Raw genomic sequence first — 15,669 nt, forward strand, 5'->3', positions numbered from 1 at the left:
TTATTTTCCTTTTGCATCGGACAGGGTGCTCAGCACCGCTTCGCGGCTTAACAACGCAGGCAGCACGTGGCCCTGCGGTAATCCCGGTCCGTAGATCTGGTTAAACGGCACGGCGGCGCTGCCGCGCGTGGTTAAAAACTGGCTGATGGTATCTGAGGGGCGGCTCCAGTCGCCGCGCAGGGCGACAACGTCCGGGGCGGAGAGCGCGACCTGCACGTCGTCGCGCAGCAGTACGTTGTATTTATTGGCTTTACAGGTCACGCACCAGTCGGCGGTCACGTCGACGAACACCCGTTTGTTCTCCGCCAGCGCGCGGACAATGGCCTGCTCGCTGAGCGGCTGCCAGTGAATACGATCGCGGCGGGAGCCCTCGCCGCCGGAGCCGGAAACAAACGCGACTACCCCGGCCACCAGTACAGCTAATACCCCGGCGCGCAGTGCCGTTTGCCAGCGGTAGCGCCAGGCGGTGACCAGCAGCAGCGCAAGGATCAGTAGCACGCCCAGCGTAATGACCGGCAGGCTGCCAATGTGCACCGTCAGCAGGCTCAGCAGCCACAGCGATGAGCCGAGCATCATCATCCCCAGCACTACGCGTACAACGTTCATCCAGCGCCCCGGACGCGGCAACCGCTGGGCCAGCCCCGGCCAGGCCGCCACCAGCAGCCACGGCAGGCTCATGCCGATACCCATCGCCAGGAAGATCCCCCACAGCAGGGGAAGCGGTGCCGCCAGCGCGACCGAGACCGCCGTCCCCAGGAACGGCGCGGTGCAGGGTGTCGCCAGCAGCGTGGCAAAAGCGCCTTGCCAGAAATGACCCGCAAGCCCGTTACCGCCGCGCGTGGCGAGGAAGGTGCTGGCGCCGGAAGGGAGACGGATTTCAAACAACCCCAGCAGGCTGGCGCTGAAAAGCACCATCACCAGCGTCATCGCACCAATAAACCACGGGTTCTGGAACTGGATCCCCCAGCCGAGTGCCTGATTGCCTAAGCGTAAAACCGTCATCATCAGCGCCAGCGCGAGGAACGAGATCACGATCCCGGCTACCGACGCAAGAAACTGTCGGCGTACCTGACCCCGCGCCTGCCGTTCGGTTTGCATCAGCGTGCCCAGCTTCATGGCCAGCACGGGCAGTACGCAGGGCATGACGTTAAGGATCAGACCGCCAGCCAGCGCCATCAGCAGCACCCAGCCTAACGAGAGTGTCGGCGCGGCGTTCCCCGGCTGAATGCTCAGGCTGGACTCCTGCGCCTGCCCGCTATCGGCCAGAACCAGCGACAGGGTTTTGCCGCTGAGGTTGGGCGCGGCCTCGCCCCAGCTGTCCGTCACGGGCACGGTGGCGACCAGCGAATCACCGCGCACGGTGAGGGCCGGTTTGCCGAAATCAACATCATCCATACCGTCGATAAACAGGGACGGCGCCTGCCAGCCTGCGTCACGCTGCGCTGTTACGGTCAGCTTGCCGGGGGTATAGGTGGCGTTAAGCGTTGAGGTCAACCCGCCGCTGAGCGGAAGGGTGCCCATGGCCCGACTGAAATCGTAATCAAAACCGGCGCCTGCGGATGCGGTCATGTTCAGTGAAAACGGGTAGTCGGTAAGAATACAGACGTTGCTACAGGTGGAGAGAGTCAGCACGCCGCTCAGGATCGTCGGGACGTCGCCCCGCAGAGTGAGGGGAAAGCTGACATCGCCGTGATAGCCCTGCGTGGTGATACCCGCGACGTCGAAACGCTGCGGCACAGGCCAGCGCCAGATCGCCTCGACGGGCTGATGCCATTTAATCGCGGGTGCGACGCCGCCTTCGCCCGGCGAGCGCCAGTAGGTTTTCCAGCCTTTTTGCAGGGCGACGTCCAGCAGCAGGCGGGTTTCGCCAGTGCTTTCAGGTTGCGCACGCAGCCTGACGCTGGCGTGCTGATTATCGGCGGCGCGCAGCCAGCCGCTGTCGGCAGCCTGGCTGAGGGGCAGCCATAGCCAAAGCAGGCAGACCAGCAGTCGCCTGAATACAGTAAACATAAATTTTCTCCGTAAATGATGAATTAACCTGAAGTAACAGGCGAAGGCTCATTCACGGAAGACGCATAATCGCAGATGCACCCTTAACCGGGGCGGGGAGATAACGCGGGGAGGCCACTGCCGTTCGCGGTGCGGTGGACTGGCTGCCAGCAACGCAAGCAGCAGGGTGACGGCAATCAGGGCGCCTTCAAACAAAACAGGCGGGACCGACATCAGCGACTTGGCGCTTAGCTCACACGGGGTTACCGGTGCGTCGGCACTCTCCTGCCCCTGCTGAACAGACTGGCTCGTGGCGGTGACGTTCATGACAAGCGCGTGCATCCCGGCCATCCGCTGGGCGGTACATATCAGTACCACCAGGCAGGCCAGGGCTACAAGCAGGATAGCGTTGCGTTGTCGCTTAATCATGTTCGCCTCAAATATTCAGGATGCCTATATTATCGGGCGAACATATTTTGGCAACGCAAAAGCTGTAAAGAAGTGTCTGGAAGATAAGCAGTTTGCCCTCTCCGCTTGCAGAAAGGGCAAGCCATTACAGCGTTTCGCCGTTGCTGGCAATGACGGTTTTATACCACTCAAAGCTCTTCTTACGGGAGCGGGACATGTCACCGGTGCCGTCGTCGTGCTTGTTGACGTAGATAAAGCCGTAGCGCTTGCTGTACTGGCCGGTGGTGAAGGAGACGCAGTCGATGCAGCCCCACGGGGTGTAGCCCATCAGATCCACACCGTCCCAGGTCACCGCCTTCATCATCTCTTCCACATGGGCGCGCAGGTAGTCGATGCGGTAGTCATCGTTGATGCTGCCGTCCTCTTCCACCTTGTCGTAGGCGCCGAAACCATTTTCCACGATAAACAGCGGCTTCTGGTAGCGCTCGTACAGTTCACACAGTGAATAACGCAGGCCCACAGGGTCAATCTGCCAGCCCCAGTCGGACGCCTTGACGTGTGGGTTCGGCACGCTGCCCTCGAAGCCGGAAATGGCGTCACCGGTGCCGCCTTCCGCTTTGACCGCGTTGGTCATGTAATAGCTGAAACCTAAGTAATCGCAGGTGCCTTCACGCAGGATCTGCTCGTCGCCTGCTTCCATTTTGATGGAGAAGCCACGGCGTTCCCACTCGTTCAGCACGTAAGACGGGTAGTAGCCGCGCAGCTGTACGTCGGTAAAGACGTAGCGCTCGCGCATGGATTCCTGAGCAAACATGACATCTTCTGGCTTGCAGGAGTACGGATAGAGCGCCACCATCGCCAGCATGCAGCCGACTTTCATCTCCGGGTTAATGCGGCGGGCGGCTTTCACCGCCAACGCGCTGGCCACGAACTGGTGGTGCAGCACCTGGTACATGGTCTCTTCCGGGTTGTCGTGCTCGGTATAGACCACGCCAGAGCAGCAGTAGCCGAACAGCGGCGCACGCCAGTTGCGCTGGTTGTTGATTTCGTTGAAGGTCATCCAGTATTTGACCTTATTTTTGTAGCGCTCAAATACCACTTCCGAGAAGCGTACAAAGAAATCGACTACTTTACGGTTGGTCCATCCGCCGTATTCCTGAACGAGGTGCAGCGGCATTTCAAAGTGGGAGAGGGTGATCACCGGCTCGATGTTGTACTTCAGCAGTTCATCGAACATGTCGTCGTAAAACTTCAGCCCCTCTTCGTTTGGCTGAGTTTCGTCGCCTTTCGGGAAGATGCGCGTCCAGGCGATAGAGGTACGGAAACATTTGAAGCCCATCTCGGCAAACAGCTTGATGTCTTCTTTGTAATGGCCGTAAAAGTCGACGGCTTCGTGGTTCGGGTAATATTTGCCTTCAATCACTTCCTGCGTGATTTCACGCGGAACGCCGTGTGCGCCGCCTGTGAGCACGTCGCAAATGCTTGGCCCTTTGCCGCCTTTGTTCCAGCCGCCTTCAACCTGGTGCGCCGCCACCGCGCCGCCCCATAAAAAATCTTTCGGTAAAGTGAGTTTTTTCATCTTTGCTATTCTCAATTCAGGACTTATTGATTTCGAGTCTAGCAAAGCGGAAATAAATGTCACGATATAACATTTTGCGGAAATTGTAATTTGTCACATCAAAAAAACAGGATGTTTTATTCTGTTAATTTCTTCGCCAGTTTCCGACCTAATGATTCCAGAATATAGATGACGGGAATTTGGGTGGTTATATCGTAAACGCCGCCTATGCGCGTTTGGGGGACATGCCAGGAGAGATTAAAGTCCGCCAGCTTCGCGAGACGAGAATGTTCGTGGCTGGTGACAGAGAGCACCTTGCAGCGATGCAGGCTGAACTGGCTGGCGAAGCGCAGGATTTCCTCGGTTTCTCCGGAGACGGAAAGTACAATGGCCAGCGCATTTTTAGCCATATCGTTAGTGACCGGGAAATAAGGATCGTCGATATGGTTGCTGAATTTCCCGATATTTGAAAAGAAACGTGCGCCATATTTTGCCAGCGATCCGGACGTGCCTGCGCCAACAAAAATAATTCGTTCAGATGATAAAATAATATCGACGGCTTTATCTAATAACGCATCGAACTCTTCGTTATTTACGCTTTTAAAGAAGCTGATAATTTCACTGGCACCAAAATTCGCCTGCTGGGGCTCGTTCTGCTCCAGATAGAGTTTAAAGCGCACCCGAAATTCCGAGTAGCCTTCGCAGTTGAGCTTTCGGCAGAAGCGCAGGATAGTAGTGGTAGAGACTCCCGCCGCATCCGCCAGCTCGCGGATGGTCATGTACATCACTTTGTCACGGTTCTTAATGACATAGTTGTAGACCATCATTTCCAGATTGTTGAGGCTGGCAATGGCGGAATGGCTGAACATACTCACAATGGCTAAACTCGCTGTCGGACACTATCCCTGAAGCATACCATGATGACGAAGGGTGAGAGACGGATTTATCTCCTTGATTACTCAGGTGTTAATGAAATCATTTACACATGTGCGGTGGATTTATTTTGTATTATACTGATTTGTAAGGATAAATATTGATTACGGATTTATTTTAGCTAACAGGTGTTCACTGGAATCATTCTCAGTTAGCATAGACTGGCGATGAATAATCATCTTTTGTTTTCCCGGAGTTAAGTATGGTGAGTAGACCATTAATCGCACAGGGGTATTCGCTGGCTGAGGAAGTAGCCAACAGTATAAGCCATGGCATTGGCCTGGTGTTTGGGATTGTCGGCTTAGTATTGCTGTTGGTGCAGGCGGTAGATACCAACGCCAGCGCGATGGCCATTACCAGCTACAGCCTGTATGGCGGGAGTATGATCCTGCTTTTCCTTGCCTCAACGCTGTATCACGCTATTCCGCATCAACGGGCGAAGATATGGCTCAAGAAATTTGACCACTGCGCAATCTATCTTCTCATTGCAGGCACTTACACGCCATTTTTGCTGGTGGGGCTCAACTCACCGCTGTCGCGTGGCCTGATGATTGTGATCTGGAGCCTGGCGCTGCTGGGGATCCTGTTCAAGCTGACCATCGCGCACCGGTTCAAAGTGTTGTCGCTGGTCACCTATCTGACAATGGGCTGGCTGTCGCTGATTGTGGTGTATCAGTTAGCCATTAAGCTGGCGGTGGGGGGCGTGACGCTTCTGGCGGTGGGCGGAGTGATCTACTCGCTGGGCGTGATTTTCTACGTCTGCAAGCGTATCCCGTACAACCATGCCATCTGGCACGGCTTTGTGCTGGGCGGCAGCGTGTGCCACTTTCTGGCAATTTATCTGTATGTTGGTCAGGTGTAGTTTTTTTGTAAGGTGCGGTCTGATGCCCTCACCCCGACCCTCTCCCACAGGGCTGAGGGTTCCCCACAAATTAATGCGAGCACTGAGCAATCCCCTCGCCCCTCCGGGGAGAGGGTTAGGGTGAGGGGAACATACGGCGGTGGTGGTCATTCCGTTCACTTTATGTTCCTTGCTACTCTGTAACGACATGACCGGTGAACGTGCCAGGGTGGCTCAGTCGCCACCACCCTGGCGACCCGGGCTTCCGGCGGAAAATCGCCGCTTCGCGGTGCCTTCGGCTTATTCCTTCCGGCTTATCGGGGACGGGCGGAGGTAACATCCCTGTAAAGCCCGCCCTCTCGGCGCATCCCTGCGCCTCGCCCCGGCCTACAGGAAACGCCTCAGCGATTTACAGCCGGACCGAGGCATCGCTGAAAGCCCTCAGTTATTCTGAGGCAACGTTATCGCTTTTGCTTTCAAATTACTGGGGATCCCTCAGCCCACAGGGAGAGGGAGAATATCAACACCGGGCGATACAGCATCAATCTTCCAGTGAATACGGCAGCGGCTCAATGCTGAGCGTGTTTGCATCGTCCCGCACGCGGAACACGCTGTCGGGCTCCATATCATTATTCATGACAACCTGCACCAGCAGGCGGCCATCATCGAGCTGGACGGCGGCTAACACGGTGCCGGTACGGCGCCAGTTTTCGCCCATCTTCATCTCGAGATCTTCACCCGCTTCCGGCACACGGCTGGCGTGACCAGCCAGCGTCCACAGGGCGCGTTTGTTCGCGCCGCGGAATTTCGCACGCGCCACCATTTCCTGTCCGGTGTAGCAGCCCTTCTTAAAGCTGATACCACCCAGCGCCTGGATGTTTGTCGCCTGCGGGATAAACTGCGCGCTGTTTGCCGCGTCAATAACCGGCAGGCCCGCTTCGATGTTCAGCGCCAGCCACTGCTGGCTGTTGTTGAGCTGTGCTTCACCGCGCAGGGCGTCAGTGACGCGTTCCGCCGTTGCTTCGTCGGTTACCAGCAGGAAGCGCTCCGCCGGGTGTTCGAACCACAGAATGGAGGTCGCTCCCTCGCTGACCAGCTGTTTTTCAGCATCCGGTAGCTCGGCAAACAGGTTTTTCAGCGCTGCACGCGCCTGGAAACCCGCTACCCCCAGCAGAACGTGTTCATCGTCCGGGGCGATGGTGACTTTAGAAAAGACCGCGTATTTTTTCAGCTCTTTAAGCTGGGCGTCACGCAGGCTGCGGCGCTCAATAAAGGCGAATCCGTCCTGACGGCGGAACAGACGCAGGTTGCTCCACATTTTGCCTTTTGGATCGCAATGCGCGGCCAGCAGATGCTGGTGCTCAGTCAACTGCGCCACGTCCGCCGTGACCTGGCCTTGCAGGTATTTTTCGCTGTCCGCACCGGTCAGTGTCGCCAGTGCCCAGTCATCAAGAATAATCAGCGTCAGCGGCAGACGCGCAGAGGCGGCGGGCTGGCGAGGAGAAAATGGTGTAAATGCCATAGTGATGTCCTGAATTGCTTAACGCTTTGATAATACCTAATGGTAAAAGAGACTGTATTCAATGCAAGCGCTTTCAGCAGGCCATTCGTGCCATTACGCGGTTATGCGTGGCGCTACGCAAAATAGTGTAATCCGCTGTCTTTATAAGGATTATTCAGGAAGCCTGCTCGAGGTTCGCAATATTCCAGTAAAGAAACGGTCAAAAACACGTTACACTAGCAGGTGTTCCCGAAGAGCAATAATGAATACCGAACGGGATACCGACTGTGCCAAACGTAATGCAGGAAACAGAACATGGATATTAACAACAAGGCCCGTATTCACTGGGCGTGCCGTCGCGGCATGCGTGAACTTGATATCTCCATCATGCCTTTCTTCGAGTATGAGTACGACAGCTTAAGCGATGACGATAAGCGCCTGTTTGTCCGTCTGCTTGAGTCCGACGATCCGGATTTATTCAACTGGCTGATGAATCACGGCAAGCCCGCCGACACCGAGTTGCAACGGATGGTGCAATTAATTCAAACACGGAATCAGGAACGTGGTCCTGTGGCAATCTGATCTTCGCGTCTCGTGGCGCTCACAGTGGATGTCCTTACTGCTCCACGGTCTGGTCGCGGCAATGGTGTTATTGGTGCCGTGGCCGCTAAGCTATACCCCTCTGTGGCTGCTTTTGCTGTCGTTTGTAGTGTTTGACAGCGTGCGCAGCCAGCGTCGAATCAACGCCCGTCAGGGTGAAATTAAGCTGCTGATGGATTCTCTCCTGCGCTGGCAGGGAAAAGAGTGGGAAATGATAGGGACGCCGTGGATGCTCAACACCGGGATGATGCTACGGCTGCGTCGGGTCGAGGACAATCGTCGCCAGCACCTGTGGCTGGCAGCAGACAGTATGGATCCTGCGGAGTGGCGAGATCTGCGCCGGTTGATCGTGCAACAGCCGACGCAGGAGTAAATCAGCTGAACTGCTCGGCCATCTCACCCAGAATCTGCTCGCACCAGCTCTGGAGGCGCTCGTCGCTAAGATCGTACTGGTTGGTTTCATCCAGCGCGAGCCCGACAAACAGCTGACCGTCGGCAATAATCGGTTTTTGACTGGTGAACTCATAGCCTTCCGTGGGCCAGTAGCCGATAAAGGTCGCGCCCTTTGGCGCCAGTTTGTCGTGCAGCATGCCGAGTGCGTCAAGGAACCACTCCCCGTAGCCCAACTGGTCGCCCATGCCGTACATCGCAATGATTTTGCCTTCAAAATTGACTGAATCGAGCTGATCCCAGATGGCTTCCCAGTCTTCCTGAATCTCACCAAAGTCCCAGGTAGGGATACCCAGAATCAGCACATCGTACTGCTCCATCAAGGCAACCGCGTCATCTTTCAGGTTATGCAACGTCACCAGTTCCGGGCCAATAATGTCGCGAATTTTCTCCGCCGCCATTTCGGTGTAGCAGGTGCTGGAACCATAGAACAGACCAATATTCATCGCGTAACTATCTCAATTCTTGCTATGACTTTGCGCGTAGTGTACCAGAAACCGATGGCAATCAGGCATAATGGCCAGATTGCAGAACCATAGGGGTTGATGTGGAAAAGGATCTCGCACTCATCGAACAGTTTCTCGACGCGCTGTGGCTGGAGAAAAACCTCGCTGAAAATACGCTTAGCGCCTATCGTCGGGATCTCACTCTGCTGGTCGAGTGGCTGGCGCACCGGGGTCTGACGCTTGAAAGCGCACAAAGCGATGACCTGCAAGGGTTACTGGCTGAGCGGATGGAAGGGGGGTACAAAGCCACCAGCTCCGCACGTCTGCTGAGCGCCATGCGCCGCCTGTTCCAGCACCTTTACCGCGAGAAGATCCGCGCGGATGATCCCAGCGCACTGCTGGCATCGCCTAAACTGCCTCAGCGGCTGCCAAAAGATCTCAGCGAAGCGCAAGTTGAGAGATTATTACAGTCGCCCGCAGTTGACCTTCCGCTGGAGTTACGCGATAAAGCCATGCTTGAACTATTGTATGCCACGGGCTTGCGCGTTTCTGAGCTGGTGGGCCTGACGATGAGCGATATCAGCCTGCGTCAGGGCGTGGTGCGCGTTATCGGTAAAGGGAACAAAGAACGGCTGGTGCCGCTGGGTGAAGAGGCAGTCTACTGGCTGGAGACGTATCTGGAACACGGGCGTCCGTGGCTGCTGAACGGCGTCTCCATAGATGTATTATTCCCGAGCCAGCGCGCGCAGCAGATGACGCGACAAACGTTCTGGCATCGCATTAAACATTACGCCACACTGGCGGGTATTGACAGTGAGAAGCTGTCGCCGCACGTTTTGCGTCACGCCTTCGCGACGCATCTGTTAAACCACGGCGCGGATTTACGCGTGGTGCAGATGTTGCTTGGACACAGCGATCTTTCAACGACGCAAATATACACCCATGTCGCGACGGAACGCCTGCGGCAGCTACACCAACAGCACCACCCTCGCGCGTGAGTGCCGACGAATTGTTACAGGATCATATATGAAAAAGTCTTTAGCGCTGTTCACCCTGCTGGCAGCTTCGGTTTCCGGTTTTGCCCATGCGGATGATGCCGCCATTAAACAGTCTCTGACGAAACTCGGCGTCGCCAGCAGCGAGATCCAACCAGCGCCGGTGGCTGGCATGAAAACGGTGCTGACCAACAGCGGCGTGCTGTACGTGACCGAAGACGGAAAGCACATCATTCAGGGGCCAATGTACGACGTGAGCGGTGCGCAGCCGGTGAACGTCACCAACCAGCTACTGATGAAAAACCTGAATGCGCTCGAAAAAGAGATGATTGTCTACAAAGCGGCGCAGGAAAAGCACGTCATTACCGTCTTCACCGACATCACCTGCGGCTACTGCCACAAGCTGCATGAAGAGATGAAAGACTACAACGCGCTGGGCATTACCGTGCGTTACCTGGCCTTCCCACGCGCTGGCGTGCAGAGTCAGCCTGAGCAGGATATGAAAGCGATCTGGTGTGCGAAAGACCGCAACAAGGCCTTTGATGATGCGATGAACGGTAAAGGCGTGAAGCCCGCCTCCTGCGATATCGACATCGCTAACCACTACGCGCTGGGCGTACAGTTTGGCGTGAGCGGTACGCCAGCCATTGTGCTGAGCAACGGCTATGTGGTGCCGGGCTACCAGGGGCCAAAAGAGATGAAAGCGTTCCTCGACGAACACCAGAAACAGACGGGTGGTAAATAATTCGCGTGAAAGCCCCGATAAAACTGCGCCGCCGCGATGCGATTGAAACCGCGGATTTACCAGATACGCTTCCGCTGCTGTTAAAGCGGTTGTACGCCAGCCGTGGCGTGCGTACGGCAAGCGATCTTGAGCGCAGCGTTAAAGGCATGCTGCCCTGGCAAGCGCTGAGTGGCATCGAAAAAGCGACTGAAATGCTCTACGACGCGTTCCGTGACGGGACGCGGATTGTCGTGGTGGGCGATTTCGATGCCGACGGCGCAACCAGTACCGCGCTGAGCGTACTCAGCCTGCGTGCGCTGGGCTGCGATAACGTGGCTTACCTGGTGCCGAACCGGTTTGAAGACGGCTACGGCCTCAGCCCGGAAGTGGTCGATCAGGCCCATGCCCGTGGTGCACAGATGATCATGACCGTGGATAACGGGATCTCTTCTCATGCGGGGGTCGATCATGCCCATGCGCTGAGGATCCCGGTACTGGTCACCGATCACCACCTGCCAGGAGAAACCCTGCCAGACGCCGAAGCCATCATTAACCCGAACCTGCGCGACTGCGATTTCCCGTCGAAATCGCTGGCCGGAGTAGGGGTGGCGTTTTATCTGATGCTGGCGTTACGCACGTTGCTGCGTGATAAGGGCTGGTTCGAATCGCGCGGGATTGCCGTGCCGAATCTTGCGGAGTATCTCGATCTGGTGGCGCTGGGAACCGTGGCGGACGTGGTGCCGCTCGATACCAATAACCGTATTCTCACCTGGCAGGGCTTGAGCCGCATTCGGGCGGGCAAATGCCGTCCGGGGATCAAGGCGCTGCTGGAAATTGCCAACCGCGATCCGCTGAAGCTTGCGGCAAGCGATTTGGGTTTTGCCCTCGGCCCGCGCCTGAACGCGGCGGGGCGGCTGGACGATATGTCGGTTGGCGTTGCGCTGCTCCTGTGCGACAACATCGGCGAAGCGCGCGTGCTGGCCAGTGAGCTGGACGCACTCAACCAGACCCGTAAAGAGATTGAGCAGGGGATGCAGGCCGAAGCGCTGACCCTGTGCGAAAAGCTGGAGCGCAGCGGCGATAACCTGCCGGGTGGGCTGGCGATGTATCACCCCGAATGGCACCAGGGCGTGGTGGGCATTCTGGCGTCGCGCATTAAAGAGCGTTTCCACCGCCCGGTGATCGCGTTCGCCCCCGCCGGGGACGGCACGCTGAAAGGCTCCGGTCGTTCCATTCAGGGGCTGCATATGCGCGATGCGCTGGAGCGTCTCGACACGCTGCATCCGGGGTTGATGATTAAGTTCGGCGGTCACGCGATGGCGGCAGGCCTGTCGCTGGAAGAGGCGAAGTTCGAGGAGTTCCAGCGTCTGTTTGGCGAACTGGTCACCGAGTGGATCGATCCGTCTCTGTTGCAGGGTGAAGTGGTTTCTGACGGCGAGCTTTCTCCGGCTGAAATGACCATGGAGGTGGCGCAGATGCTGCGCGATGCCGGCCCGTGGGGGCAGATGTTCCCGGAGCCGCTTTTCGACGGACGTTTTCGTTTGCTGCAACAGCGCATCGTGGGCGAACGCCATCTCAAAGTGATGGTGGAACCGGTCGGCGGCGGGCCGCTGCTCGACGGCATCGCCTTTAACGTTGATACCTCCATCTGGCCGGACAACGGCGTGCGCGAGGTTGAGCTGGCCTATAAGCTGGATATTAACGAGTTCCGCGGTAACCGCACCCTTCAGATCATCATCGACAATATCTGGCCAATTTAGCGTCAGTAATCTCTATAAAAAAGGGCGTGGATTCGGTACAATCCCGCTCTTATCACCGCATTTTGACAAGCTCATAAAAGAAAACAGACCATGTTTGAAATTAATCCGGTAAAAAACCGCATTCAGGACCTCACGGAGCGCTCTGACGTTCTTAGGGGGTATCTTTGACTACGATGCCAAGAAAGAGCGTCTCGAAGAAGTAAACGCCGAGCTGGAACAGCCGGACGTCTGGAACGAACCTGAACGCGCGCAGGCGCTGGGTAAAGAACGTTCCTCCCTCGAAGCCATCGTAGATACGCTGGATCAAATGGCGCAGGGTCTGGAAGATGTTTCTGGGCTGCTGGAGCTGGCTGTCGAAGCCGACGACGAAGAAACCTTTAACGAAGCCGTGGCAGAGCTCGACGTGCTGGAAGAGAAGCTGGCGCAGCTGGAATTCCGTCGCATGTTCTCCGGCGAATACGATAGCGCTGACTGCTATCTCGATATTCAGGCAGGCTCTGGCGGTACCGAAGCGCAGGACTGGGCCAGCATGCTGATGCGTATGTATCTGCGCTGGGCAGAAGCGCGCGGTTTCAAAACCGAGATTATCGAAGAGTCCGAAGGTGAAGTGGCGGGTATCAAGTCCGTCACCATTAAGATTATTGGCGATTACGCCTACGGCTGGCTGCGTACTGAAACCGGCGTTCACCGCCTGGTGCGTAAGAGCCCGTTCGATTCCGGTGGCCGTCGCCACACCTCCTTCAGCTCCGCGTTTGTCTACCCGGAAGTGGATGAGGATATCGATATCGACATCAACCCGGCTGACCTGCGCATCGACGTGTACCGCGCATCCGGCGCGGGCGGTCAGCACGTTAACCGTACGGAATCTGCGGTGCGTATTACCCACATTCCAACCGGGCTGGTAACACAGTGCCAGAACGACCGTTCCCAGCATAAGAACAAAGACCAGGCCATGAAGCAGATGAAAGCGAAGCTTTATGAGCTGGAGATGCAGAAGAAAAATGCTGAGAAGCAGGCGATGGAAGACAACAAGTCCGACATCGGCTGGGGCAGCCAGATCCGTTCTTACGTCCTTGATGACTCCCGCATCAAAGACCTGCGTACCGGGGTTGAAACCCGTAACACGCAGGCGGTGCTGGACGGCAGCCTGGATCAATTTATCGAAGCAAGTTTGAAAGCAGGGTTATGAGGAACCAACATGTCTGAACAACAATCACAGGGCGCTGACGCGGTAGTCGATCTTAATAACGAACTGAAAACCCGCCGCGAGAAGCTGGCAGCGCTGCGCGAGCAGGGCGTGCCGTTCCCGAACGATTTTCGTCGTGACCACACCTCAGACCAACTGCACGCAGACTTCGACGGTAAAGAGAACGAAGAGCTTGAAGCGCTGAACGTTGAAGTGTCCGTGGCGGGCCGCATGATGACCCGACGTATCATGGGTAAAGCCTCCTTCGTGACCTTACAGGACGTTGGTGGCCGCATTCAGCTGTATGTCTCTCGTGACGACCTGCCGGAAGGCATCTACAACGAGCAGTTCAAGAAGTGGGACCTGGGCGACATCCTGGGCGCTAAAGGTAAACTGTTCAAAACCAAGACCGGTGAACTGTCTATCCACTGCACCGAGCTGCGTCTGCTGACCAAAGCCCTGCGCCCGCTGCCGGACAAGTTCCACGGTTTGCAGGATCAGGAAGCGCGCTATCGTCAGCGCTACCTGGATCTCATCTCTAATGATGAATCCCGTAAGACCTTCAAAATTCGCTCCCAGATCATGGCCGGTATTCGCCAGTTCATGGTTAACCGCGACTTTATGGAAGTAGAAACCCCGATGATGCAGGTGATCCCAGGCGGTGCCTCTGCCCGTCCGTTCATCACCCATCACAACGCCCTGGACCTGGACATGTACCTGCGTATCGCGCCGGAACTGTACCTGAAGCGTCTGGTGGTCGGTGGTTTCGACCGCGTGTTCGAGATCAACCGTAACTTCCGTAACGAAGGTATTTCCGTACGTCATAACCCAGAGTTCACCATGATGGAACTCTATATGGCGTATGCGGATTACAAAGATCTGATCGAGCTGACCGAATCCCTGTTCCGTACCCTGGCGCAGGATATTCTGGGCACCACGCAGGTCCCTTACGGTGAAGAAGTGTTCGACTTCGGCAAGCCGTTCGAAAAACTGACCATGCGCGAAGCGATCAAGAAATACCGTCCGGAAACCAATATGGCGGATCTGGATAACTTCGACTCTGCGAAAGCGATCGCTGAAAGCATCGGTATTAAGGTTGAGAAGAGCTGGGGTCTGGGCCGTATCGTGACCGAGATCTTCGAAGAAGTGGCCGAAGCGCACCTGATTCAGCCGACCTTCATCACCGAATACCCGGCGGAAGTGTCTCCGCTGGCGCGTCGTAATGACGAGAACCCGGAAATCACTGACCGCTTCGAATTCTTCATCGGTGGCCGCGAAATCGGTAACGGCTTTAGCGAGCTGAACGATGCAGAAGATCAGGCGCAGCGTTTCCAGGATCAGGTTAACGCGAAAGCGGCAGGCGACGACGAAGCGATGTTCTTCGACGAAGACTACGTAACCGCGCTGGAACACGGCCTGCCGCCGACGGCTGGCCTGGGTATTGGTATCGACCGTATGGTGATGCTGTTTACCAACAGCCACACCATCCGCGACGTGATCCTGTTCCCGGCGATGCGTCCGGTGAAATAAGCCGTTAAGTCGTAAAAAAAGCCCCGTGCGTTCATCGCCGGGGCTTTTTTATTGCGCCGCAAAAGCGCTGAGTTTTTCGCGCGCAGTGTTCGCTTCCTGCACCATCCAGGGACTAAATGCCCACGGTGTGGCGTCTAGCGCGCGGAAGAGCGCGTCCAGCTCCACCCACTGATACTCCATCACTTCGTCGCTATTGATTGCGAGGGTATTCGTTACGCGTGCGGCATAGACCGGGCAGATTTCGTTTTCAACGATCCCTGAAGGGTCGGCTTCACGGTAGCGGAACTCCGGGGCAACGGGAGTGATGTCTATGATTTCGGCGCCGACTTCAAAGCGGCAGCGGCGGATAATCGCCTGCTCTGTCGCTTCGTCGGCCTGTGGATGTCCGCAAACGGAGTTGGTCCACACGCCGGGCCAGGCTTTTTTACTTAAGGCGCGCCGGGTAATCAGACATTCTCCGTTAGCGTTAAACAGCCATGAAGAGAAGGCCAGGTGAAGCGGGGTGTGTGACGTGTGCGCGGCGTACTTCTCCTGAGTGCCAATCACCTTTCCCTGGTCATTTACCAAAATAACGTGTTCTTGAATACTCATTGATGCTCCAGTGCCATAATGCTTAATGGTTCAGCACCATCAGCGGAATTATTATACTGCATTCTTATGCGAACGGTTTGGCCCACAGAGCGGAAAAGGGCATGACCCGCATCAGTTTGGGCTGCTATCATAGTGCGCCATTCACGCTGACCGAGGA

The 15,669-nt window shown here is 56.4% G+C and carries 15 protein-coding genes; 8 read left to right on the forward strand and 7 right to left on the reverse strand.

Annotated features, from left to right (window positions below; all coding sequences use genetic code 11):
• From ACNQ0T_RS04630 to ACNQ0T_RS04645, 4 genes are all read right to left on the reverse strand, one after another.
• A complete protein-coding gene (locus tag ACNQ0T_RS04630) occupies positions 1–2,010 on the reverse strand; it encodes a protein-disulfide reductase DsbD family protein (protein ID WP_417929676.1) in 2,010 nt (669 codons plus the stop codon).
• 48 nt (positions 2,011–2,058) lie between these two features.
• Positions 2,059–2,418, reverse strand: a complete 360-nt coding sequence (locus ACNQ0T_RS04635; RefSeq protein WP_023298543.1) for a hypothetical protein — start codon at positions 2,416–2,418, stop codon at positions 2,059–2,061.
• 124 nt (positions 2,419–2,542) lie between these two features.
• On the reverse strand, positions 2,543–3,976 hold the full coding sequence (gene bglA, locus ACNQ0T_RS04640) for a 6-phospho-beta-glucosidase BglA (protein WP_022649309.1): 1,434 nt from the start codon (positions 3,974–3,976) through the stop codon (positions 2,543–2,545).
• Positions 3,977–4,092: 116 nt separating this feature from the next.
• A complete protein-coding gene (locus ACNQ0T_RS04645) occupies positions 4,093–4,824 on the reverse strand; it encodes a MurR/RpiR family transcriptional regulator (protein ID WP_022649308.1) in 732 nt (243 codons plus the stop codon).
• A gap of 266 nt (positions 4,825–5,090) precedes the next feature.
• Between ACNQ0T_RS04645 and trhA the strand changes: the two genes are divergently transcribed.
• Positions 5,091–5,750 carry a PAQR family membrane homeostasis protein TrhA gene (gene trhA, locus ACNQ0T_RS04650; protein ID WP_022649307.1) on the forward strand — a complete coding sequence of 220 codons (660 nt, stop codon included), beginning with the start codon at positions 5,091–5,093 and terminating at the stop codon, positions 5,748–5,750.
• Between the two features lie 520 nt (positions 5,751–6,270).
• Here trhA and ygfZ read toward each other — a convergent pair.
• On the reverse strand, positions 6,271–7,251 hold the full coding sequence (gene ygfZ / locus ACNQ0T_RS04655; RefSeq protein ID WP_417929677.1) for a tRNA-modifying protein YgfZ: 981 nt from the start codon (positions 7,249–7,251) through the stop codon (positions 6,271–6,273).
• A 294-nt stretch (positions 7,252–7,545) separates the two neighbouring features.
• Here ygfZ and sdhE point away from each other — a divergent pair, with 294 nt between their 5' ends.
• Together sdhE and ACNQ0T_RS04665 are read left to right on the forward strand one after the other, a co-directional pair.
• Positions 7,546–7,812: an FAD assembly factor SdhE gene (gene sdhE / locus ACNQ0T_RS04660; RefSeq protein WP_003863437.1), complete on the forward strand. Its 267-nt coding sequence runs from the start codon at positions 7,546–7,548 to the stop codon at positions 7,810–7,812.
• Positions 7,793–8,203, forward strand: a complete 411-nt coding sequence (locus ACNQ0T_RS04665) for a protein YgfX (RefSeq protein WP_417929679.1) — start codon at positions 7,793–7,795, stop codon at positions 8,201–8,203. Before sdhE ends, ACNQ0T_RS04665 begins: the two co-directional genes overlap by 20 nt.
• 1 nt (position 8,204) lies before the next feature.
• Here the strand turns inward: ACNQ0T_RS04665 and fldB are convergent, their stop codons facing one another.
• Entirely contained in the window at positions 8,205–8,726 is a 522-nt protein-coding gene (fldB, locus tag ACNQ0T_RS04670; RefSeq protein WP_015571793.1) for a flavodoxin FldB, read from the reverse strand.
• A 101-nt stretch (positions 8,727–8,827) separates the two neighbouring features.
• Between fldB and xerD the strand changes: the two genes are divergently transcribed.
• The 5 genes from xerD to lysS all read left to right on the forward strand — a co-directional run bounded on the left by xerD (position 8,828) and on the right by lysS (position 14,921).
• Positions 8,828–9,724, forward strand: coding sequence for a site-specific tyrosine recombinase XerD (gene xerD, locus ACNQ0T_RS04675; RefSeq protein ID WP_003863442.1), 897 nt, complete (start codon positions 8,828–8,830; stop codon positions 9,722–9,724).
• Positions 9,725–9,752: 28 nt separating this feature from the next.
• A complete protein-coding gene (gene dsbC, locus ACNQ0T_RS04680; protein ID WP_022649304.1) occupies positions 9,753–10,466 on the forward strand; it encodes a bifunctional protein-disulfide isomerase/oxidoreductase DsbC in 714 nt (237 codons plus the stop codon).
• 5 nt (positions 10,467–10,471) lie between these two features.
• Positions 10,472–12,205 carry a single-stranded-DNA-specific exonuclease RecJ gene (gene recJ, locus ACNQ0T_RS04685; RefSeq protein WP_417929681.1) on the forward strand — a complete coding sequence of 578 codons (1,734 nt, stop codon included), beginning with the start codon at positions 10,472–10,474 and terminating at the stop codon, positions 12,203–12,205.
• Between the two features lie 90 nt (positions 12,206–12,295).
• Positions 12,296–13,394 (forward strand): peptide chain release factor 2 gene (prfB, locus tag ACNQ0T_RS04690; protein ID WP_096147815.1). Its coding sequence is split into 2 segments (ribosomal slippage): positions 12,296–12,370 and positions 12,372–13,394, totalling 1,098 coding nucleotides; the frame shifts between segments, so codons are not numbered across the junction.
• A 9-nt stretch (positions 13,395–13,403) separates the two neighbouring features.
• Complete coding sequence (gene lysS / locus ACNQ0T_RS04695; protein WP_022649302.1) at positions 13,404–14,921, forward strand: lysine--tRNA ligase; 1,518 nt, start codon at positions 13,404–13,406, stop codon at positions 14,919–14,921.
• A 48-nt stretch (positions 14,922–14,969) separates the two neighbouring features.
• Here the strand turns inward: lysS and idi are convergent, their stop codons facing one another.
• Positions 14,970–15,512 carry an isopentenyl-diphosphate Delta-isomerase gene (gene idi / locus ACNQ0T_RS04700; protein ID WP_032676492.1) on the reverse strand — a complete coding sequence of 181 codons (543 nt, stop codon included), beginning with the start codon at positions 15,510–15,512 and terminating at the stop codon, positions 14,970–14,972.
• Positions 15,513–15,669 lie beyond the last annotated feature (157 nt).

It is taken from the genome of Enterobacter cloacae complex sp.6700776, from assembly GCF_048284255.1.
In the GTDB taxonomy this organism is placed as follows: Bacteria; Pseudomonadota; Gammaproteobacteria; order Enterobacterales; family Enterobacteriaceae; genus Enterobacter; species Enterobacter intestinihominis.